This window comes from Brevundimonas sp. EU05-FHT14B07 (assembly GCF_058790795.1).
The window spans coordinates 115,615-136,692 of sequence record NZ_JBYTCZ010000004.1 but is presented as its reverse complement, the minus strand read 5'-3'; the positions used below and the strand labels follow the sequence as shown (position 1 = coordinate 136,692).

At 66.3% G+C, this 21,078-nt stretch carries 16 protein-coding genes and 1 tRNA gene; 8 read left to right on the top strand and 9 right to left on the bottom strand.

The window, feature by feature from the left end; all coding sequences use genetic code 11:
- Positions 1-159: 159 nt before the first annotated feature.
- On the top strand, positions 160-1,284 hold the full coding sequence (locus tag AC3WRC_RS11050; protein ID WP_492303873.1) for a tyrosine-type recombinase/integrase: 1,125 nt from the start codon (positions 160-162) through the stop codon (positions 1,282-1,284).
- On the opposite strand, the gene AC3WRC_RS11045 is transcribed toward AC3WRC_RS11050, so the two are convergent.
- Positions 1,281-1,886 (bottom strand): hypothetical protein, encoded by a 606-nt coding sequence (locus AC3WRC_RS11045; RefSeq protein WP_492303872.1) that lies wholly within the window; start codon positions 1,884-1,886, stop codon positions 1,281-1,283. The genes AC3WRC_RS11050 and AC3WRC_RS11045 overlap by 4 nt on opposite strands.
- Positions 1,887-2,520: 634 nt before the next feature.
- A tRNA-Arg gene (locus AC3WRC_RS11040) sits at positions 2,521-2,597 on the bottom strand.
- Positions 2,598-2,741: 144 nt separating this feature from the next.
- On the opposite strand from AC3WRC_RS11040, the gene AC3WRC_RS11035 reads away from it, so the two are divergent.
- Complete coding sequence (locus AC3WRC_RS11035; RefSeq protein WP_492303871.1) at positions 2,742-4,496, top strand: gamma-glutamyltransferase family protein; 1,755 nt, start codon at positions 2,742-2,744, stop codon at positions 4,494-4,496.
- 4 nt (positions 4,497-4,500) lie between these two features.
- On the opposite strand, the gene AC3WRC_RS11030 is transcribed toward AC3WRC_RS11035, so the two are convergent.
- Together AC3WRC_RS11030 and AC3WRC_RS11025 are read right to left on the bottom strand one after the other, a co-directional pair.
- The gene (locus AC3WRC_RS11030; protein ID WP_492303870.1) at positions 4,501-5,352 is read right to left on the bottom strand and encodes a lipid A-modifier LpxR family protein; all 852 of its coding nucleotides are present in this window, start codon (positions 5,350-5,352) and stop codon (positions 4,501-4,503) included.
- Between the two features lie 171 nt (positions 5,353-5,523).
- Positions 5,524-7,413 carry a ribonucleoside-diphosphate reductase subunit alpha gene (locus AC3WRC_RS11025; protein WP_492303869.1) on the bottom strand — a complete coding sequence of 630 codons (1,890 nt, stop codon included), beginning with the start codon at positions 7,411-7,413 and terminating at the stop codon, positions 5,524-5,526.
- A gap of 273 nt (positions 7,414-7,686) precedes the next feature.
- On the opposite strand from AC3WRC_RS11025, the gene AC3WRC_RS11020 reads away from it, so the two are divergent.
- Genes AC3WRC_RS11020 through AC3WRC_RS11010 form a run of 3 tightly spaced genes read left to right on the top strand, consistent with a single transcriptional unit; the run spans position 7,687 to position 11,183 of the window.
- Positions 7,687-8,463 carry a phosphatase PAP2 family protein gene (locus AC3WRC_RS11020; RefSeq protein WP_492303868.1) on the top strand — a complete coding sequence of 259 codons (777 nt, stop codon included), beginning with the start codon at positions 7,687-7,689 and terminating at the stop codon, positions 8,461-8,463.
- Between the two features lie 37 nt (positions 8,464-8,500).
- Entirely contained in the window at positions 8,501-9,838 is a 1,338-nt protein-coding gene (locus AC3WRC_RS11015) for an acetyl-CoA hydrolase/transferase family protein (protein ID WP_492303867.1), read from the top strand.
- A gap of 43 nt (positions 9,839-9,881) precedes the next feature.
- Positions 9,882-11,183 (top strand): PQQ-dependent sugar dehydrogenase, encoded by a 1,302-nt coding sequence (locus tag AC3WRC_RS11010; RefSeq protein WP_492303866.1) that lies wholly within the window; start codon positions 9,882-9,884, stop codon positions 11,181-11,183.
- On the opposite strand, the gene AC3WRC_RS11005 is transcribed toward AC3WRC_RS11010, so the two are convergent.
- Positions 11,180-12,418 (bottom strand): argininosuccinate synthase, encoded by a 1,239-nt coding sequence (locus AC3WRC_RS11005; RefSeq protein WP_066625161.1) that lies wholly within the window; start codon positions 12,416-12,418, stop codon positions 11,180-11,182. The genes AC3WRC_RS11010 and AC3WRC_RS11005 overlap by 4 nt on opposite strands.
- Positions 12,419-12,608: 190 nt before the next feature.
- Here AC3WRC_RS11005 and AC3WRC_RS11000 point away from each other — a divergent pair, with 190 nt between their 5' ends.
- Entirely contained in the window at positions 12,609-15,464 is a 2,856-nt protein-coding gene (locus AC3WRC_RS11000) for a M16 family metallopeptidase (protein WP_492303865.1), read from the top strand.
- A gap of 256 nt (positions 15,465-15,720) precedes the next feature.
- Here AC3WRC_RS11000 and yihA read toward each other — a convergent pair whose 3' ends face one another.
- The 4 genes from yihA to rpmH are packed head-to-tail and all read right to left on the bottom strand — an operon-like array spanning position 15,721 to position 18,733.
- Positions 15,721-16,374, bottom strand: a complete 654-nt coding sequence (gene yihA, locus AC3WRC_RS10995; protein WP_055809369.1) for a ribosome biogenesis GTP-binding protein YihA/YsxC — start codon at positions 16,372-16,374, stop codon at positions 15,721-15,723.
- A complete protein-coding gene (gene yidC, locus AC3WRC_RS10990) occupies positions 16,371-18,167 on the bottom strand; it encodes a membrane protein insertase YidC (protein WP_055754639.1) in 1,797 nt (598 codons plus the stop codon). Before yidC ends, yihA begins: the two co-directional genes overlap by 4 nt.
- Complete coding sequence (gene rnpA, locus AC3WRC_RS10985; protein WP_055754640.1) at positions 18,164-18,568, bottom strand: ribonuclease P protein component; 405 nt, start codon at positions 18,566-18,568, stop codon at positions 18,164-18,166. The genes yidC and rnpA overlap by 4 nt, the downstream gene beginning before the upstream one ends.
- 30 nt (positions 18,569-18,598) lie before the next feature.
- Positions 18,599-18,733: a 50S ribosomal protein L34 gene (gene rpmH / locus AC3WRC_RS10980; protein ID WP_003164000.1), complete on the bottom strand. Its 135-nt coding sequence runs from the start codon at positions 18,731-18,733 to the stop codon at positions 18,599-18,601.
- Between the two features lie 126 nt (positions 18,734-18,859).
- Between rpmH and AC3WRC_RS10975 the strand changes: the two genes are divergently transcribed.
- Together AC3WRC_RS10975 and AC3WRC_RS10970 are read left to right on the top strand one after the other, a co-directional pair.
- Complete coding sequence (locus tag AC3WRC_RS10975) at positions 18,860-19,609, top strand: TVP38/TMEM64 family protein (RefSeq protein ID WP_284878085.1); 750 nt, start codon at positions 18,860-18,862, stop codon at positions 19,607-19,609.
- The gene (locus AC3WRC_RS10970) at positions 19,606-21,078 is read left to right on the top strand and encodes a sensor histidine kinase (RefSeq protein ID WP_055809375.1); all 1,473 of its coding nucleotides are present in this window, start codon (positions 19,606-19,608) and stop codon (positions 21,076-21,078) included. Before AC3WRC_RS10975 ends, AC3WRC_RS10970 begins: the two co-directional genes overlap by 4 nt.

Sequence of the window (21,078 nt, the reverse complement as noted above, 5' to 3'; positions counted from 1 at the left end):
GGCCTTGCAGCACGACCTGAAGGCGAGTCACGATGATGAGGCGTGTGATCGAGTCGCGGTGCCGAATGATCCAGAGGCTGAACCCGCGTCCCGCCCAGCCGCAGCCCTTGAGAGGGCAAGACAACGCGCCCTCGGCTTGAGCGGCAAAGGACGATCACCGTGGAGAAAATCAAACACGTCCAGCGCATCAAGCGGGCAAGCGGCCGGGTAGACCTCTACTTCCGCAAGGGCGACTTCCGCGAAGGCCCCCTGCTCTCGCCCGATGGGACCGAGGCGCTTCAAGCTGAGGTGGATGCCATCCTGCAGCGCATCGATCGCGCGACCCAGGCGACGATACCCCGCGCCGGCACCGTCGGCGCCATGCTGAAGCAATACAATAGGTCGGCGGAGTTCCTCGCCCTCGCGCGGTCAACGCAGAAGGAGTATCAGCGCCTCATCGACGAGATGACCGACGACGCCGGCGACACGCTGCTCAAGGAAGTCGACGGGGCGTGGATGCGCGACATGCGCGATGTGTGGGCGATCCGTGGATATAAGGCGGCGAACGATCGTCTTCAGGTGATGAAGAATGCGCTGGAGCCGGCCATCGACGATGGCCGGGTGCCCGCCGATCCGTTCGCTCGCTTGAAGAAGGTTCGGCGGCCGCACGACACTGAGGAGGCGCACCCGACCTGGGAGGATCACGAGGTGGACGCCGTGATCGATCTGGCGATCGCGCGCAAAATGCCTGGCCTGGCCCGCGCCATCGCCCTTGGACGCTACGGCGGATTCCGGCGCGGCACGATCTGCGGCCTGCCGCTGAATGCTCGCACGATTGGCTTCGACGATCGCGGCCGCCAGCACCAGCGGCTGTATTGGGTGACGGAAAAGCGGAAGGTGTTGGCGGACAAGCCGGAGGACCCGCGCCTGACGGCCATCCTCACCTCAACGCCGAACGTCGCCCTCACGGTCGCCTACAATCAGCGTGGAGGAGCCTGGAAGCCGCGCCAGCTGAACCAGGCCATCGACCGTCTGATTGAAAAGCTTGCCGAGACGAACCGGGTTCGCCCCAACCTGACCATTCATGGATTACGCCATGCCCGGGGTGTCGAGCTGGCGCTCGCCGGCGCATCCGATGCCGAGATCATGTCCCAGCTGGAGCATGCGACTGATCGTGCGGCGAAGATCTACCGCCGCCAAGCGGAGCGACGGAAGCTGGCTGATGCAGCACAAGACAAAATCGACCGGGTAGTTTCGATCCGAAACAGAGCGGCCAAGCCTGTCAGGTCAGAAATAGCTGGCTAAAAGCGAGCTTTGCCGAGCAAACGTTCATACATGACGTCATAGTAGTCACCCATAGCAGCCGATACAGTTACCTCAGGCAACCAAAGCCTTGCTGCGATTTCTGGCGCTTTGATTGAGCCTGCGTCCCAATCGCCTTTGAACTCATCCCGGATCCAAGGCGGTACCAGCGCTATGACGGCCTTCCACAACGCACCACGATCTGCCGCATACTGCTGCGACATATCTTCGTGGACTGGCGTCGATTCGATCTCTTTTAGGAGATGGCGATATTTCGCTGCGTCGTCGGTCTTCTGCTCTGGCGTGTCGAAGACATGCATCAGCTCCTTAGCGCCAACGAGGCGTCGCATTGCCCGATCGTCACGGAACCGCGAGTTGATGAATATCACCGCGTCATTGTAGGGCTCTTCGTGAGCTGAGGTCCGCTCTTCGTCCAGCCAGATAAATGTGCCGAGCTGTGCGCCTGGGAAATCGTCGAAGAACTTAAACCGGACAGTGCCGACACCAGTGTGCCGCGTGTCAACGATATCGCGCAGAGCGTCCAGCTCGATACGCGGCCCACGCGGCTTTTCGGACAAACACTTGAAAAACGCGGGGTAGAGCAAAGGCTGGCACTCTTAGTTAAAGAGTGCCAGCTAACCAATTGTGGCTTAAACCGTCAAGCCTTGGTCAATATGTGCGATTGTGCTGGAGTCATCGTCCAACGCCGCCAGACATACGATTGTCTGCTCGGCAAGAGCATCAGCGGTTGCGCCAGCCCCAAACAAAAACTTTACGTCAATCGCCCGACGGCCGGCTTCGGGAAATAGCAAAGCCACTGCACGGTCAACTTGCGTATTCATAGAGAGCCTCCTTCCCGTTCCATCATGTCCATTCGACAGATCATTTGATCTCGTCACGCGATCACCGTTCCAATCCGTGTAGCCATAATGGCTACCAATTCCACCAGAGCGAACTCTTAGGGCAACCCAACCCTACGGGGATTGTTCCAAAAAGTCTACAAAAAAGGGTTGACAGCGAGAATCAGTTTTGGGCGAAAAACTAAGAATCGTCGTCTAGTCCCTCAATAGATAGTGCACGTTGAATTCACGCAAGTGCGCCTGCCCAAAAAAGTGGCTCAGCGGAAGAGCTAAGTTTGATTCGGAACGACATTTTTTTCGCTGTAACAACGACTGTAACGAGACTGTAACGACCATGAGCGCGCTCATGGCCTAACGTCGGTAAGTCATTGAAAGTAAATGGCGCACCCGGAGCGATTCGAACGCCCGACCCTCAGATTCGTAGTCTGATGCTCTATCCAGCTGAGCTACGGGTGCGGCTGCCTTGCGGCGAGGGCGGGTCTTTAGCCGGTGGATCGGGCGGACGCAAGCGGGGGAATGCAGTTTCTGCGTCTGAAGCTGTTGGCGTGGCGGCTGCGACGGCTTAGGCCTGTCTGACGCTCCCCTGCTTTCGGATCTTCCATGCGTTCATTCCGTCGCCAGATCGCCGCTGTGCTGGTTCCCGTCCTGATGGCGGGATGCCAGACCGCGACAGACATCCACGGCGCGCACTCGCCGACGACAGCGTCGTCGGCGGCCGTGTCGGCCCCACCACCTGCTGCATCGCCCGCTCGGGGGCCGTTCGTGGCGGCGGCGAATCCGCTGGCGGTCGAGGCGGGGATGACCGTGCTCCGGCGCGGCGGATCGGCCGTGGATGCGGCGGTGGCGATCCAGGCGGTTCTGGGTCTGGTGGAGCCGCAGTCGTCGGGCCTCGGGGGCGGAGCCTTTCTGATGAGCTATGACGCCGAGACCGGGACCGTCACGGCCTATGACGGGCGCGAGACGGCGCCGGCCTCAGCGACGCCCGAACTGTTCTATGAGGACGGCAAACCCCTGCCCTTCATCGACGCAGTGCTGTCGGGCCGCTCGACCGGGGCGCCGGGGGCGGTGGCCATGCTGGCGATGGCGCAGAAGGATCATGGAAAGTTGGCCTGGCGCGATCTGTTCGGGGACGCCGAACGGCTGGCGCGCGACGGGTTCACCGTCAGCCCGCGTCTGGCCGGCATGATCAATGGACGCTATCCCCAGGCGCGGACGCGTTGGGCCAGCGCCTATTTCACCAAGCCGGACGGCACGCGGTATCAGGTGGGCAATACGCTGAAGAACCCCGCCTACGCCGACACCGTCGCGCGACTGGCGCAGCAGGGGCCGGGCGTCGTCTATGGCGGGCCGATCGGGCGCGACATCGCGGCGGCGGTTCGCGAAGGACCGCGTCCCGGCGGTCTGACCGAGGCGGACATCGCCGGCTATCGACCACTTCGCCGCGACGCCCTTTGCCGGCCCTATCAGGCCTATGTGATCTGCGTGCCGCCGCCGCCGTCCAGCGGGGTGGCGTTGCTGCAGTTCCTGGCCATGGCCGAGGCGACGCCCGATCTGGACAAGGGGGCCAAGAGCCCTGAAGCCTGGGTCGCGTTCGGGCGGTTGCAGCGGCTGATGTATGCCGACCGGGACCGCTATATCGGCGACAACGACTTCGTCGGGGTGCCGATCGCCGGTCTGCTGGATCCCGATTATGTCGCGTCGCGCGCGGCCCTGGCCCCGCAGGTGAACGGGCCGGTCGAGGCCGGCGCCCCGACGGGATCGCCGCCGCGCGGGGTCGACCAGACCGCCGAGCCGGGCGGCACCTCGCACATGGTCGTGGTGGACGCCTGGGGCAATGCGGTCAGCATGACCACGACGGTCGAGAGCATCTTCGGCAATGGCCGGATGGTCGACGGCTTCTTCCTGAACAACCAGCTGACGGATTTCTCCTTCACGCCGCAGGAGGACGGACATCCGGCCGCCAATGCCGTGGCGGCGGGCAAGCGGCCGCGCTCGTCGATGACGCCGGTGCTGATCCTGGATCGTCAGGGGCGACTGGTCGGCGCAATCGGCTCGCCAGGCGGGTCCAGCATCCTGGCCTATGTCGCAAAGGCCCTGGTCGGCACGATGGACTGGGGCCTGTCGATGCAGCAGGCGATCGCCCTGCCCAATCTGGTGGTGCGGGGCGAGATGGTCGGGGCCGACACCGACATGATCGCGCCGGATATCCGCGACGCCCTGGCGGCGGCGGGCATGGCCCTGAGGCCCAACGCCACCGAGACCTCGGGCCTGCATGGCGCGATCTGGCGCGACGGGCGCTGGGACGGAGGCGCAGACCCGCGTCGCGAGGGCGTGGCGCTCTCGGAGATTCGTTAAAGGCTCAGCGGCCGGGACGGATCGACAGCTGAAAGGCCAGCAGCCCTTCGCTGACGTCGGTGTCCAGGCCGTTCATGCCGCGCAGACCCTTGCCGGCGTCGATCTCGCGATAGACGACGCCGAAAGACGTCTGCATGTCGCCCTTGCGATAGGCCACGCCGATCGAGGCGTCGCCCAGGAAGCTGCCCTTGTCCTGGGTATAGCCGGAGCGCGCGTAGTCGCCGTCGCGGGTGCGGGCGAAGTTGTAGCCGACGGCCCGGCCCGATCCCGCGGCGTACAGATACCAGCGCGGCCGCTCTCCGAAACGCTCGCGGCCGTTGGGGGCCAGACGATCCAGCCCCTCGCCGATCTTCAGCGTGACGCCAGCCTCGGCCGAACGGCCTTCGCTGCCGACGCCCAGGCCCGCGTGGGGCGTCAGGCTGACTTCCAGGCCCGAGGCGGTGTGGCCGCGCGCGCCGCGGAAACCGCGCACATAGCGCAGATCATAGGCGTCGGGGTCCAGTTCGGCCCGATCGACGGGCGTGACCGGCAAGGGAGAGCCGTCGGCGCGGCGCAGACGGCCGGCCGTCTCCAGCGTCACCCGGTCGGTGAAGTCGGTGCGATCGATCCAGACGTCGTTGCGCGTGCTGGCGGACAGGCCGGATCGGTCATCGGGACGGAAGGCGGTCGGGATTTCGATCTGGGCGCCGAACCGGGCGTTAGGTGCTACGCGGAAACTGGTCTGTTCAGTCAGGCGCGCCTCGACATCGGGCGAGGCGTCGAAGGCGTTGGGGGCCCAAGTCTGTGCGCAGGCGGCGCTCGCGCCGGCCATCGCCAACACGCCCCCAAAGCCGACAATACAGGCCTTTAATCGCATCCGGTCTCCCCACCGATCCGCTGGACACACACTGCAACCCTCAGGCGCAAGAGTCCAACGGCTTTTGGTCATGGTTTCGTCGCTTTTGAACGAGGACGCCAAGCAGGGGTTCCCAAACGAAAAAGGGCCCCGCTGTCGCGGAGCCCTTCGGGTCGTTTGGTGCAGATGGCCTTATTGGCAGGCCAGGCACTCGTCGTAGTCGGTCTTGGGCAGGGAGAAGAGATCCGGCTGATTGGGATCGATCACCTCTTCGGCCTTGTCCTCGGCGCCCGCGAAGGCGGCGCGCTGCACCGACTTGGAGCGTAGATAGTACAGCGACTTCACGCCGCGCTCCCAGGCGGACCAGTGCAGCATGTGCAGGTCCCATTTGTTCACGTCGCCGGGGATGAACAGGTTCAGCGACTGGGCCTGGCAGATTTCCGGCGCGCGGTCGGCGGCCAGTTCGATCACCCAGCGCTGGTCCAGTTCGAAGGCGGTCTTGAACACGCCCTTCTCATCCTCGTTCAGGGCGTCGAGGTGCTGGACCGAACCTTCGTTCTCCAGGATGGAGCTCCACACCGCCTCGGTGTTGATGCCTTTTTCGTCGAGCAGGCGCTCCAGATAAGGATTCTTGACCGCGAACGAGCCCGACAGGGTCTTGTGGGTGTAGATGTTGGCCGGGATCGGCTCAATTCCGGCGGAGGTGCCGCCGCAGATGATCGAGATCGAGGCGGTCGGGGCGATGGCCAGCTTGTGGCTGAACCGCTCCATCACGCCGCGCTCCTCGGCGTCCAGGCACGGGCCCTTCTCTTCAGCCAGCAGGCGGCTGGCCTTGTCGGCCTCGCGGCGCAGATGCTTGAACAGGCGCATGTTCCACGACTTGGCCATGGCGCTTTCGAAGGCCACGCCCTGCCCCTGCAGGAAGGAGTGGAAGCCCATCAGGCCCAGCCCCACCGAACGCTCGCGCTTGGCCGAATAGACGGCGGCGGCCATGGCAGGCGGGGCGCGGCGGATGAAGTCCTCCAGCACATTGTCCAGGAACCGCATCAGATCCTCGACGAAGCGCGGCTCCTCGCGCCATTCCAGGAAGGTCTCGGCGTTCACCGACGACAGGCAGCAGACGGCGGTCCGGTCCACGCCCAGATGGTCGCGGCCGGTGTGCAGCATGATCTCGGCGCACAGGTTCGACTGCTTGACCTTCAGGCCCAGGTCACGCTGGTGCGGCGCCATCTGGCGGTTCACCGTGTCCGAAAAGATCAGATAGGGCTCGCCGGTCTGCATGCGGATGTCGAGCAGCTTGGTCCACAGCGAACGGGCGTCGACGGTCTTCATGACCGCGCCGTCCTTGGGGGACTTCAGATCGAAGGTTCCGCCGACCTTGACCGCCTCCATGAACTCGTCGGTGACGTTGATGCCGTGGTGCAGGTTCAGGGACTTGCGATTGAAGTCGCCCGACGGTTTGCGGATCTCCAGGAACTCTTCGATTTCCGGGTGGTGGATGTCCAGATAGACGGCGGCCGAACCGCGGCGCAGCGAACCCTGGCTGATCGCCAGCGTCAGGCTGTCCATCACGCGGATGAAGGGGATGATGCCCGACGTTTTGCCCGCGCCCTTCACCTTTTCGCCGATGGAGCGGACGCCGCCCCAATAGGTGCCGATGCCGCCGCCGTTGGAGGCCAGGGCCACGTTCTCGTTCCAGACGTTCTGGATGCCGTCCAGGCTGTCGCCCACCGCGTTCAGGAAGCAGGAGATCGGCAGGCCGCGATCCGCGCCGCCATTCGACAGGACCGGGGTCGCCGGCATGAACCACAGGCGGCTCATATAGTCATACAGGCGCTGGGCGTGTTCGGCGTCGTCCGAGAAGGCGGTCGAGACCCGCGCGAACATGTCCTGATAGCTTTCGCCCGGCAGCAGATAGCGATCTTCCAGCGTCTTCTTGCCGAAGTCGGTCAGCAGATTGTCGCGCGAGCGGTCAACCTGGACCGATTTGACCACGGTCAGGTGGGGGCGCTCCGGCGTCGGCGTCGCCGCAACGCCTTGGAATTCCGTCGTCTTCAATGCCTCGCCGCCAGCCATGGTCATCTGCGTCCTGAACAAAAAATCGTTTGAGCCGCCCGCGCCGCGACCACATCATCTTGTGGCCTCTGCGCTCCCCGAGCCCACATATAGGGCGCATATGCCTAATGACCCGTCAACGGGTTGACGCCGACCATTGTGGGCGAATCGGTCGGACAAGTCCCAGCCGTCTGGGGAAAAGCCCGCGTGCAAGCCAGCACGTCCGTTTTACGAGCCCGCGACGGCATGATCACGAACGCGTGATCGGAACGACTGCTCAGCTTGGCCGTTGGCTCGCGCATGACGCTTTCTGACTTACGCGCCTTTTTGATACGCGCCCTGACGGTCGCCCGCACGGAAATCGCCGCGCTTCTGGCCCTGCTGGTCGTCGCCGGCGGCGTTCTGACCTTCGCCGGGCTTGCCGATGAGATGACTGAGGGCGAGGGCCAAGCCTTCGATCTTCATGTCCTGGCGCTGATGCGGCCCTATGCCAACGATCCCGGCCGGCCGTGGGGGCCGTGGTGGCTGAAGGAGGCGGCGGCGGACATCACCTCGCTGGGCGGCATCTCTGTGCTGGGTCTGTTCGCCCTGATCGTGGTCGTCTTCCTGCTGAGCCAGCGGAAATGGCTGTCGTCCCTGCTGCTGGTCATTGGCCTGGCCGGCGGCGTCGCGCTTTCGGAGGGCCTGAAGGCGGTGTTCGAACGCGCCCGGCCCCCTGCGGCCATGCAGGCGGTGGAGACGATCAACGCCAGCTTCCCCTCCGGCCACGCCCTCTTGTCCACCGTCTTCTATCTCAGCGTCGCCGTCATGCTGACCCGCGCCTTCCCGCGCGAGCGGTTCAAGGTCTTCGTGCTGGGCGTCGGCATTCTGCTGGCCCTGCTGGTCGGGCTGACGCGCATCTATCTGGGCGCCCACTGGGCCACCGACGTCTTCGCCGGCTGGGCGGTCGGCGCGGCCTGGGCCATGGCCCTGTGGCTGGTCGCCTATGGGGTGGCGCGCTGGCAGAAGCGCCACCGTGCGGCGCTGCAGGACGAAGCCTCCCCGATCGAAGCCGCCCCCGACCCGACCAAAGTCTAGGCCCGCCATCCGCCTCGCGGCAGGCTAGTCTGAAGACATGTCGGAGATGCACGCCATGGATCACGCCGCCCTCTACGCCGAACGCCTGAAGACCCCCGACCAGGCCGCCGCCCTGATCGTCTCGGGCGCCAAGGTCGCCATGGGTCTTGGCGTGTCCCAGCCGCCCGCCCTGCTCAGGGCCCTGGCCGAACGGGCCGCGCGCGGCGAGGTGGAGGATGTGAACCTCTATTATCTGCTCTCGACCGCCATCGCCGGGGAGACGGTGCTGCGCTATGAACTGATGGACCGGATCCGCCCTTGGAGCCTGTTCCACAGCGCCATCGAACGCCGGCTTGAGCAGCGCGCACACGAGGAGGGTCGCCCCAACCCCGTGCAGTTCATCCCCACGGGCTTTCAGCAGTCGCCCCGCCTTCTGTGCGACGAGGTCAAGGTGGATGCGCTGATCTGCACCGTCTCGCCGATGGATGCGGACGGCTTCTTCTCGTTCGGCACCAACACCGACTACGCCAAGCCGGTGTCGCAGACGGCGAAGACCGTGATCGTCGAGGTTAATCCGCACATGCCGCGCGTGTTCGGCGACTGCACCGTCCATGTGTCCAAGGTCGCCGGCATCGTCGAACATGCCGCGCCCCTGCTGGTCGTGCCGCGCGCCGAGCCTCAACCGGCGGACCTGGCCATCGGCCGCATCATCGCCGGCCTGGTCGAGGACGGCGCGACGCTTCAGATGGGGATCGGCGCCCTGCCCAACGCCGTCTGCGACGCCCTGATGGACCACCGCGACCTGGGCGTTCACACCGAGATGCTGACGCCCGGCCTGGTCGAGCTGATGCAGGCCGGCGTGGCCAACCATGCCCGCAAGACCCTGCATCCGGGCGTGGGCGTCTTCGCCTTCTCGATGGGCGACCTCAACACCTATGAATTCCTGGACGGCAATCGCGGCATGGAGGCTCATCCGGTCTCCTATGTGAACGACCCGGCCGTGATCGCGCGCAATGCGAAGATGTTCTCGGTCAACGCCACGCTCCAAATCGACCTGGCCGGCGCCTGCTGCTCGGAGTTTCTGAACGGGCGCCAGTTCACGGCCGCCGGGGGACAGCTGGACTTCGTGCGCGGCGCCTATGGGTCGGAGGGCGGCAAGTCGATCATCGCCTGTCATTCCACGGCGGCGAAAGGCACGGCCTCACGCATCGTCGCCCGTCTGGACGGGCCGGTCACCACCCCGCGCAACGACACCCACATCGTCGCCACAGAACACGGCTGGGCCAATCTGAAGGGCAAATCGTCCAGCGAGCGCGCCTGCGCCCTGATCGCCTTGGCCGCGCCGGAGTTTCGCGACGGCCTGACGGCGGCGGCGCGCGAGCAGGGTCTGATCTGACACCGCACTTGATCTCGGGCCGTCTGTCGGGACTTCTGGCGTCATGAAGACCGTCCGCCTTCTGGCCCTGCTGTCCCTGTTCGTCACCGCGCCTGTCAGCGCGAGGGCCGCGCAAGGCGCCTATGCCACCGATGGCGACTGCGGCGGCCGCCCAATGACCACCGTGCGCATGGCGCCCGGCTATTGCCTGGGACTGGTCTGGCAGGGCGCGGGGGCTGAGGGACCGCGAATGCCGCGCGGCCTGCTGGCGCTAACCAATGGTGACTGGTTGGTGACGGATCTCGGCAACTGGTATCCGGGCAATGGCGCGATCTGGCGGCTGTCGTTCGGCGCCGACGGTGCGCCGCGCTGGAGACGACTGGCCCAGGGGTTGAACATGCCGCACACGGCGGCGCGCGGGCCGGACGGGCGCATCTATGTGTCCGAGATGAACCGTATCCTGACGCTGGACCCCGACGCGGCCGATCCGGCGGCGACGGTGCACACCGTGATCGGCGACCTGCCCGACAATCGGCTACACGCCAATCGCCACCCCCTGTCCAGCTTCGTCTTCGACGCCAACGGCGGCCTACTGGTCAATGTCGGCGCGCCCAGCGACCGCTGTGTGGATGCGCGGGGCAGAGCGCGCGCCAATGCGGCGGGGGCCTGCATCGACAGCGCGACGACAGCCCAGGTGCGGCGCCACGCCTATATGGGAAATGGCCGCTGGGCCGAGGACAGCACCGTCTTCGCTTCGGGCCTGCGGAACTCCATCGCCCTGGCAAGGCACCCGTCGGGCACAATCCTGCAAGGTGAGAACTCGGTCGATCTGACCACGCCCGACCATCCCTATGACGAGATCAATGTCCTGCGTCAGGGCGGCCATTACGGCTGGCCCTATTGCGTCGATCTGGCGACGCCCCTGCCCGGCTGGAGCGCGGGCCAGGCGCGATGCGGCCAGCGCAACCGCCCGGTCGCCCTGCTGCCGCCCCATGCCGCGCCGCTGGACCTGATCTATTACGACGGGGCGATGTTCCCCGAACTGCGCGGCCGGCTGCTGATGAGCTGGCACGGCTATCGTCGCGCGGGCGGCCGGATCGTGGCGGCCGAGACGGACGGCGAGGGTCGCCCCCTGACCGATATCGGCGGCCGCTACGCCATCTATCCGCGCGGCGCCCTGTCCTATCCCGCCGGCGCGCCCAGCCTGCGCGGCAAGGTTCTGACGCCGGGCTGGGACACGGTCGCAGGCCGTCAGCCGCGCGGCGCGCCGGTCGTGCTGGCCGTCGCCGCCGACGGATCGATCTGGGTCACGGACGACCGCAACCGGGCGATCCTCAGGATCGCCCGGTTGGACAAGACGCCCTAGCTCTTGCGTGCGTCGCGCTTGGCCAGGACGCGCAGGCGAAGGGCGTTCAGCTTGATGAAGCCGGCCGCGTCCTTGTGGTCATAGGCCTGGACGCCTTCTTCGAAGGTCACCAGGTCCTGATCGTACAGGCTGTTGGGGCTTTCACGGCCGATGACCGAGACATTGCCCTTGTACAGCTTGACCTTGACCGTGCCGGAGACGTTTTCCTGGCTCTTGTCGATGGCCGCCTGAAGCATCTCGCGCTCGGGCGAGAACCAGAAGCCGTTGTAGATCAGCTCGGCGTACTTCGGCATCAGCTGGTCCTTCAGGTGCATGGAGCCGCCGTCCAGGGTGATGCTTTCGATACCGCGGTGCGCCGCGATCAGGATGGTCCCGCCGGGGGTCTCATAGACGCCGCGCGACTTCATGCCGACGAAACGGTTCTCGACCAGGTCCAGACGACCGATCCCATTGTCGTGGCCATACTGGTTCAAAGCGGTCAGGATCGTGGCGGGCGACATGGCCTCGCCATTGATCGAGACGGCGTCGCCCTTCTCGAAGCCGATCTCGATGACCGTCGCCACGTCCGGCGCGTCTTCTGGGCTGATCGTGCGCTGGTGGACGAACTCGGGGGCCTCGACCGCCGGGTCTTCCAGCACCTTGCCCTCGGACGAGGAGTGCAGAAGGTTGGCGTCGACGCTGAAGGGCGCCTCGCCGCGCTTGTCCTTGGCGATGGGGATCTGGTTCTTCTCGGCGAAGTCCAGCAGGGCCTCGCGACTGCGGAACTCCCACTCGCGCCACGGCGCGATGACGCGGATGTCGGGCTCCAGCGCATAGTAGCCCAGCTCGAACCGGACCTGATCGTTGCCCTTGCCGGTCGCGCCGTGACAGACGGCGTCGGCGCCGACCTGACGCGCGATCTCGATCTGGCGCTTGGAGATCAGGGGGCGGGCGATGGAGGTGCCCAGCAGATAGTCGCCCTCATATTGGGCGTTGGCGCGGAACATGGGGAAGACGAAGTCGCGCACGAACTCTTCGCGCAGGTCGTCGATGAAGATGTTCTCGGGCTTGATGCCCAGCTTCAGCGCCTTCTCGCGCGCCGGGCCCAACTCTTCGCCCTGGCCCAGGTCGGCGGTGAAGGTCACCACCTCGGCGTTATATTCGGTCTGGAGCCACTTCAGGATGATCGAGGTGTCCAGCCCGCCCGAATAGGCGAGGACGACTTTCTTGACGGGCTTGTCGGCGGGGGCGGACATGGCGGCTCTTTCAGCAAGGGGCGGTCAGTCGGGGAGTTGACGCGCGCATAAGACCGGGGGTGCGGCGATGCAACCTTTTCCGGGTCGCGCGGGGGAGAACATGAACCTTTCGTCATGTTCCATTTGGTCGCGTTGCCAGACCGCAGACCGGCGTTATGGTCCCCTCCAACTGCAATCCCGAGGATATCGCATGCGCCGCACTGGCTCTCTCGTCGCCGCCGCCGCCCTTCTGGCGGTTTCAACGCCCGTCTGGGCCTCCGCGGCCTCTACACCCGCCGCCCAGGCCGCCGGTCAGGCCGCCGCGCCCGCCGTCCAGGCCGCGCCGGTGTCGCAGCTGATCAACGAAGTCGACATCCCCTACACCAAGTTCACCCTCGACAACGGCCTGACCGTCCTGGTCCACGAGGATCGCAAGGCCCCCGTCGTCGCCGTCTCCGTCTGGTACAACGTCGGCTCCAAGGACGAGCCGGCCGGTTCGACCGGCTTCGCCCACCTGTTTGAACACCTGATGTTTGGCGGGTCGGAGAACGCGCCGGGCTCCTATCTGGGTCGGATGCGCAATCTGGGACCGTCGAACCTGAACGGCACGACCTGGTTCGACCGCACCAACTATTTCGAGACCGTCCCGACGCCGGCGCTGGAACAGGCGCTGTTCCTGGAAAGCGACCGGATGGGCTATCTGCTCGGCGCAGTCGATCAGAAGGTGCTCGATCTGCAGCGCGGCGTGGTCCAGAACGAGAAGCGCCAAGGCGACAACCAGCCCTACGGCCTGTTCCAGTACGCCCAGCTGGAAGGCCTGTTCCCGGAAGGTCACCCCTACCGCCACTCGACTATCGGCTCGATGGCCGACCTGGACGCCGCCAGCCTGGAAACGGTGCGCAACTGGTTCCGCGAGAACTACGGCCCGAACAACGCCATCGTCGTGCTGTCGGGCGACATCAACGAGGCCGAGGCCCGGCCGTTGATGGAGAAATATTTCGGCGCCATCCCGAGCGGTCCGGTCAACGCGCCGGCTCAGGCCGACGTCCCCACCCTGGCCGCTCCAGTCAAGGAAGTGATGCACGATCGCGTCGCCAACACCCGCCTGACGCGCAGCTGGGCGGTGCCCGGCCTGCTGAGCGACGACGCCGTGCCCCTGTCGGTCGGAGCCGCGGTGCTGGGCGGACTTGCATCGTCGCGCCTGGATAACATCCTGGTCCGTGATGAACAGACTGCGGTCAACGTGAGCGCCTCCAACTCCGACTTCCACCGCGTCGGAATGTTCACGATCACGGCGGATGTGAAGCCCGGCGAGAACGCCGATGCGGTCGGCCGCCGCCTGGACGAAATCGTCGCGGACTTCATCCGCACCGGCCCGACCGAGGAAGAGGTCGCCCGCGTCGCCACCCAGTATGTGTCGCGCGTCGTCCAAAGCCTGGAACAGGTCAACGGCAAGGCCAACGTGCTCGCCGAGGGCCAGCTCTATGCGGGCGATCCGGACCACTACAAGAAGGAGCTGTCCCAGTACGCCTCGGTCACCCCGGCCCAGGTCCGCGACGCCATGCAGCGCTGGCTGACGCGTCCGGTGCTGGACATCACCATCGCGCCCGGCGAGCGCGAGGCTTATGAGGAAGCCGCAGCTGCGCCGGCGGGGGCCGCCCAAGCCGCTCCGGCAGCCGAGATCCAGCGCGTGTCGCGTCCGCCCATGCCCGAGATCGGCCAGGTGCCGGATCTGGACTTCCCTGCCGTGCAGCGCGCCACCCTGTCGAACGGCATCCAGGTCGTCTACGCTAATGTTGATACTGTTCCGGTGACCCGCGTGGGCATCGACTTCGACGCCGGCTTCGCCGCCGACCGTCCCGATCGTCTGGGAACCCAGGCGATGATGATCGACTTGCTGGACGAAGGCACCACAACCCGGAACGCCAACCAGCTGGCCGAGGAGGAGGAGCGTCTGGGCGCGTCTGTCAACGTCTCGGCCTCGATGGACCGCACGTCCGCCGACCTTTCGACGGTGACCGCCAACCTGGCGCCGTCGTTGACGCTGCTGGCCGACGTGGTCCGCAACCCGGCCTTCGCCCCGTCCGAGGTCGAGCGCCTCCGCGCCGCGCGCCTGTCGGGCCTGGCCAGCGAGAAGACCAACCCCGGCGCCATCGCCGCCCGCGCCCTGCCGCCGCTGATCTACGGCGCGAACAGCCCCTATGGCCGCTCCTTCACCGGAACCGGCGACGAGGCGACGATCGGCGCCCTGACGCGCGAGGAGCTCGAGGCCGCCCACGACACCTGGATCCGGCCCGACAACGCCACGATCTTCGTCGTCTCCGACCTGCCGCTCAGCCAGGTGACGCCGCAGCTGGAAGCCGCCTTCGGCGACTGGCGCGCACCGTCGACGCCCAAGGGGACCAAGGACTTCTCGGCCCCGATCCCGGCGCCGACCAATCGCATCGTCCTGATCGACCGTCCGCAGTCGCCCCAGTCGCTGATCTACGGCGGCGCGGTCCTGCCGGCGTCGGGCACCGACGACCTCCTCGCGCTGAACGCGGCCAATGTGACCCTGGGTTCGGACTTCCTGTCGCGGATCAACTCGGACCTGCGCGAGACCAAGGGCTGGTCCTATGGGGTGCGCGGCAACGTCAACACCCTGCAGCACCGCGTCCCCTACATCGTCAACGCGCCGGTGCAGGCGAACCGGACCGGCGAATCGATCGCCGCCCTGATCGCCCAGTACGACCGCTTCCTGAAGAGCGAGGGCGTGCAGCCGAACGAGCTGGAGCGGACGATCAACGGCAACACCCGTTCGCTGGCCGGCGGGTTCGAAACCTCGGGCCAGATCCTGGGCGCCCTGCGTTCGAACGCCCTCTACAACCGGCCGGACGACTATCAGGCGACCCTTGCCAGCCGCACCCGCGCCCTGACGGCGGAACAGATGGACCAGGCCGCCCGCCAAGTCATCAAGCCCGACCAGTTCGTCTGGGTCGTGGTCGGCGACGCCTCGGTGGTCAAGCCGCAACTGGACGCCCTGGGCATCCCTGTCGAGGTCCGCGCGGCGGCCCCCGCCGCCCAATAGGGCGAGGACAGACCAGAACGACGAAGGCCCGGAGAGCGATCTCCGGGCCTTTTTCGTTTGCGACATTTTTCCTTCGTCATCCTCCGGCGACCCCCGCGAAAGCGGGGCGAGACCGGGGGACCCAGCGGCGCCGAAAGCGATGTATCGTCAGCGCGGTTCTTGAAATTGCATTCGCGACAGGTTCGCGCTCACGCGCGCCGCTGGGTCCCCCGGTCTGCGCCGCGATGCGGCTTGCCGGAGGATGACGAAGAGAATGTCAGTCCAGCGTCGCGCCCGTCGTGCGCATGATCTCGGCGCGCAGTTCGGGCAGACCGAGACCCTTTTCCGACGAGGTCAGGGCCACCACCGGGAAGGCGGCGGGGCGTTTGGAGATGGCCTTCAGGGTCGCGGCCTGCACGGCCTCGCCCTCGCCCTTCTTCAGCTTGTCGGCCTTGGTCAGGACGATCTGATAGCTGACGGCCGCCAGGTCCAGCGCATCCAGCGCCTCCGTATCCACCGACTTCAGCCCATGACGGCTGTCGATCAGCAGATAGACCCGCTTCAGCGTCACCCGGCCGCGCAGATAGTCGCGCCCCAGATCCTGGAACTTCTTGACCGTAGTCTTGGACGCCTTGGCCCAGCCATAGCCGGGCAGATCGACCAGACGCATCCGGCCATCCAGGTCGAAGAAGTTGACCTCGCGCGTGCGGCCCGGCTCGTTCGAGGCGCGGGCCAGCTTGTGCATGCCCACCAGCCCGTTGATGAGGCTGGACTTGCCCACGTTCGAGCGGCCCGCGAAGGCGATCTCGGGCAGATCGGGGTCGGGCAACTGCTCGATCTTGGCCGCGCCCATGACGAAGGTCGCAGGCCGCGCGAACAGGACGCGCGCCGCCTCGATGTCCTCGGGCGTGAACTCGGTCTCGTCGATCACGCCGGTGACTTCTTGAACCGGGCGAAGAAGGTATCGATCGGGTTCTCGGCCTTGTAGCGGTGCATGATCACATACTGCTGCAGGATGGTCAGGATGTTGGACCAGGCCCAGTAGATCAGCAGGCCCGCCGCGAACGGCGCCATGATGAAGGTAAACAGCAGCGGCATGAACTGGAAGATCTGGCGCTGGACCGGATCGGCCGCCGGCGGGTTCATCGCCGTCTGCAACCACATCGTCAGGCCATAGGCGATCGCCAGCAGACCCAGGTGCAGCGGGCCGGCCAACAGGCCGCCGATCAGGGGCGCCATCGCCGGATCCCATGGGATCAGGCCGAACAGGTTCCAGATCGACGACGGATCGCGCGCGGACAGGTCATGGATGAAGCCCAGGAACGGCTGGTGACGCATTTCGATGGTTACGGTCAGCACCTTGTACAGGGCGTAAAAGACCGGGATCTGCAGCACCAGCGGAAGGCATCCGGCGACCGGATTGATCTTCTCGCGCTGATACAGGGCCATCGTCTCCTGCTGCTGCTTCTGGGGGTCGTCTTTGAACTTCTTCTTGATCTCCTCCATCTTGGGCTGGAGGTTCCGCATCTTGGACATCGAGGCGTAGGCGTTGTTGGCCAGCGGGAACATCACCAGCTTGACGATGACGGTCAGGGCCAGAATGGCGACGCCGAAGCTGCCGACCAGGCCATAGACGTTCTCCAGGATCCAGAAGATCGGACGCGTCAGGAACCAGAACATGCCCCAGTCGATCGCATAGACGAAGCGCGGCAGGTTCAGGCTCTGCTCATAGGATTTCAGCACCTCGGCGCGCTTGACCCCGGCGAACAGGCGTTGGGTCTCGGTCGCGGTCGCGCCGGGCTGGATGGTGCGGGTCGTGCCCAGGACATTGGCTTCCAGCTGCTGGGCGCCGTTGAGGTCGCGCACGCGGAATTCGGTCTCGACCGCCTCGTTCTGCTGGGGCAGCAGGGCCGCCAGCCAGTATTTGTCGGTGATGCCCAGCCAGCCGCCGGTCGAGGCGTTCTCGATCCGCGGCTCCTTCAGCCAGTCCTTGTATTTCTTCTGCTCGGTCCGGTAGTCGCCCGGCTTGCCGAAGGTGCCGATCGCGCCCTCGTGGACGATGTGCGACGAGCCGGCTGCGGGCGGCACGCCCTGGCGCTGGACGCTGCCGTAGGGGGCGATGGTGATCGCCTGCGTGCCCAGGTTCTGGACCGTGTCCTGCACCGAGAAGACGTATTTGTCGTCGACCGAGATCACGCGGGTGAAGCGCAGGCCTTGGCCGTTGTCCCAGGTCAGGGTGACCGGAGTCGTCGGCGTCAGGGTTGACCCATTGGTCAGGCGCCAGACGGTATTGGGTCCGGGCACGCCGCCGGCGACATTGGGGCCGGTCCAGCCGAACTGGGCGAAATAGGCGTTCTGCATCCCCTGTGGGCGGAACAGCTCCACCGGCTGGGGCTTGTCCTGAACCTCGCGGTAGTCGGTCAGGAACAGGTCGTCGATCCGGCCGCCTTGAAGCGACAGCGAGCCTTTCAGCGTGCCGGACTGAATCGGCACGCGCGCGGCGGTGCTCAGCGCTTGGCTGCGGTCGGTGACGAAGGTCGGCCCCTGCGGGCTCAGCGCCGTGCGCGCGGCGTTGTCAGCGGTCTGCGACTGCTCGGCCTGGGCCTGCTGTTGCACGGCGCGACGCTCGGCCTGCGGGCGCAGCACGGCGAAATAGTAGATCCCCATGATCAGGACCGAGCACACGATGAAGATGATCGTGTTGCGCGTGTTTTCGTTTTTCATGGATTCTGGCGGTCCTGGCCGGAGGGGGCGCGGGCGTGCGAAGGCCTATTGGCCTTGGGTGTCGCCAGCCTTGTAAGCGTCGATTTCACGTCGTCAAGCAGACGGTCCCACGCACGCTCGGTCGTGCCCATGCGGGCGATGAAGACATAGTCGCTTCCGGGCACGCCGTGCTGGGCCAGCATGGCCCGTGCGGCCTCGCGCAGACGGCGTTTGGCGCGGTTGCGCTGAACCGCCCCGCCGATCTTCTTGGTGGCGGTGAAGCCCAGTCCGATGTGCGGCGAACCGTCGCCGCGCTCCAGCCGCTGGATCACCACTGCGCCGCGCGCCTCGGAAACGCCTTTGGCGGCCGCCAGGAACTGGGGCCGCCGCAACAGACGCTTGATCTGTAAAAGGTCGCTCATGCGTCCAAAAGATCCGGACGCGTAAGCCGCTTACGCCGTCAGGCGCTTGCGGCCCTTGGCGCGACGGCGCGCAACAATCTTCTGGCCGTTCTTGGTGGCCATCCGGCTGCGGAAGCCGTGACGGCGCTTGCGCACGAGTCGCGACGGCTGATAGGTCCGCTTCACGGTCGGCTCCTGACGTTAAAAGGTTGGGCGACGGGGCAAGAGGCGTCCGCCGCAGGAAGGGCGGGCGTATAAGTCGCATGTCCGCGTGAGTCAACGCTCGGACGGCATTTCGGGACGATGAAACGGATGGCGAAACGAACGGCGAAGGAATGGGCCCTGCGGCTGGCGCCGCTGGCGGCCATCGCCGGCCTGGTGATCGCCTTCTTCGCCTTGGGCTGGAACCGCTATTTGTCGATGGATCTGATCCGCGAGCACGGGCTGAACCTTCAGGCCTATGCGCAACAGAACTGGTGGATTGCGCTGGTCGCCTTCATCGCCGTCTATGCCGTGGCGACCGCCTCGACCATTCCCGGGCCCGTTTTCCTGACCCTGCTGGGGGGGATGATGTTCGGCCCCTATGTCGGGGCCCTGGCGCAGTCGACGGGGGCTACGATCGGTTCGGTCGTCATCTATTATGTCTATCGCACCTCGATCGGTTCGTGGCTGCGCGCCAAGTTCGAGGCCGACGCCGGCTTCATGGATCGGCTGGCCAAGGGCATCGACCGCAACGCCTTCACCACCCTGTTCACCCTGCGCGTGATCCCCAGCGTGCCCTTCGTCCTGGTCAACGCGACGGCGGGGATGATGGCGGTGCCGCTGAGGCCCTACATCATCGCCACCTTCATCGGACTGCTGCCGTCCACCTTCATCTACACCTGGATCGGATCGCAGTTGGGCGACCTGCTGCGCGCGGGCGTGCGGCCGGACCTGCCGATGCTGCTGCAACAGTTCTTCTGGCCTTTGATGGGCGTGGTCTTCCTGTCCCTGCTTCTGCCCATCGGCATCAAGCTGTTCCAGATGATCCGCGCCCGCCGGATCGGGGCGACGGCGGCATGAGCGCCCTGTTCGACCGGATCGCGGCGCGGCTGAACCTGACGCCGGACCAGGCCAGTCTCTGGCGCGAGCGCCTGACCCCGCGCGCGCCCGACGGCCTGTCGGCGCGGCTGCTGCTGCTGACCGTCGCCTTCACCCTGGCGGTCGAGGCCCTTATTCTGGGGCCGAATCTCGCGGCGTTCCATGAGCGCTGGCTGCGCGACCGGCTTCAGGCCGCCGAACTGGCCTCAGTCGGGGTCGAAGCTCTGCCCTATAGCGCGGTCGAGGACGACACGGCCGCCGAGCTGATGCGGATCGGCGGGGTTCAGGCGGTGGCCCTGACGGAGCAAGGCGTGCGCCGACTGCTGCTTCAGGCCCCCAACCTGCCCCGCGCGCCCGAACTGATCGATCTGAGGCGTCAGGACAGCTGGTCGCGCCTGACCGACCCGTGGCGCACCCTGTTCGGCCATCCAGACCGCTCGCTGAGGGTTCAGGCCAAGCCGCGCTATCGCTCGGGCGACTTCATCGAGATCGTCACCCCCGCCCAGCCGTTGAAGCTGGAACTGCGTGCCTTCCTGCTGAACAGCCTGCTGGTGTCCCTGCTGGTGTCGGTGACGGCGGGCGCGCTGCTGTATGGCGGTCTGGCCCTGCTGGTGCTGCGGCCGCTTCGTCGCGTCACCCGCTCGATGGAGCGGTTCGCCGCCGATCCCGAGAGCGAGGCCGAGGCGCCGTCCGATCGCCACGACGAGATCGGCCGCGTCGAGCGCGAACTCAGCCGGATGCAGGAGGAGGTGCGCCATTCCCTGCGCTCTCGCGCGCGTCTGGTCGCGCTGGGCGAGGCGGTGGCCAAGATCAACCACGACCTGCGCAATATGCTGACCTCGGCCCAGATGGCGTCCGAGCGGCTGGCGACCTCCGCCGACCCGCAGGTAGCCAAGGCCCTGCCCCGGCTGGAGCGCGCGCTCAGCCGCGCCGCCGGCCTGTCGCGCAATGTGCTGGAATACGGCAAGAGCGAGGAGCCAGCCCCCCAGAAGACTCGCGTCGTCCTGACCAAGGCCCTGACCCTGGCGGCCGAGGACGCCGGACTGGACCCCGACGGCGTGCGCCTGGTCAAACAGCTGCCGCCCCGGTTCGCCGTCGAGGCCGACCCGGATCAGCTGTATCGCATCCTGGTCAATCTGATGCGCAACGCCCGCCAGGCCATCGAGGCCGATCCCACGCGTCCGCCCGAGCGCCGCGGCAAGGGCGCCATCACCGTCAGCGCCTTTGGTCAGGACGGCTTCTGCGTTGTGCGCATCGCCGACGACGGCCCCGGCATTCCGCCGCGTCTGGCCGAACGCCTGTTCGAACCCTTCGTCAGCTCAAAGAGCTCGGACGGCTCGGGCCTGGGCCTGACCATCTCGCGCGAACTGGCCGCCCTTCACGGCGGCGACCTGCGTCTGGTCGAGACCGACGGAACAGGCGCAGCCTTCGAACTGCGCCTGCCCGGATAG

Excerpts from the sequence above, each read along its gene's own strand:
- rnpA (WP_055754640.1), bottom strand. The coding sequence starts at position 18,568 with ATGAGCGACCTTTTACAGATCAAGCGTCTGTTGCGGCGGCCCCAGTTC.
- AC3WRC_RS11030 (WP_492303870.1), bottom strand. The coding sequence starts at position 5,352 with ATGCGATTAAAGGCCTGTATTGTCGGCTTTGGGGGCGTGTTGGCGATG.
- AC3WRC_RS11000 (WP_492303865.1), top strand. The coding sequence starts at position 12,609 with ATGCGCCGCACTGGCTCTCTCGTCGCCGCCGCCGCCCTTCTGGCGGTT.
- AC3WRC_RS11010 (WP_492303866.1), top strand. The coding sequence starts at position 9,882 with ATGAAGACCGTCCGCCTTCTGGCCCTGCTGTCCCTGTTCGTCACCGCG.
- AC3WRC_RS11005 (WP_066625161.1), bottom strand. The coding sequence starts at position 12,418 with ATGTCCGCCCCCGCCGACAAGCCCGTCAAGAAAGTCGTCCTCGCCTAT.
- AC3WRC_RS11025 (WP_492303869.1), bottom strand. The coding sequence starts at position 7,413 with ATGACCATGGCTGGCGGCGAGGCATTGAAGACGACGGAATTCCAAGGC.
- yidC (WP_055754639.1), bottom strand. The coding sequence starts at position 18,167 with ATGAAAAACGAAAACACGCGCAACACGATCATCTTCATCGTGTGCTCG.
- AC3WRC_RS10975 (WP_284878085.1), top strand. The coding sequence starts at position 18,860 with ATGGCGAAACGAACGGCGAAGGAATGGGCCCTGCGGCTGGCGCCGCTG.
- AC3WRC_RS10970 (WP_055809375.1), top strand. The coding sequence starts at position 19,606 with ATGAGCGCCCTGTTCGACCGGATCGCGGCGCGGCTGAACCTGACGCCG.
- AC3WRC_RS11020 (WP_492303868.1), top strand. The coding sequence starts at position 7,687 with ATGACGCTTTCTGACTTACGCGCCTTTTTGATACGCGCCCTGACGGTC.
- AC3WRC_RS11035 (WP_492303871.1), top strand. The coding sequence starts at position 2,742 with ATGCGTTCATTCCGTCGCCAGATCGCCGCTGTGCTGGTTCCCGTCCTG.
- AC3WRC_RS11015 (WP_492303867.1), top strand. The coding sequence starts at position 8,501 with ATGTCGGAGATGCACGCCATGGATCACGCCGCCCTCTACGCCGAACGC.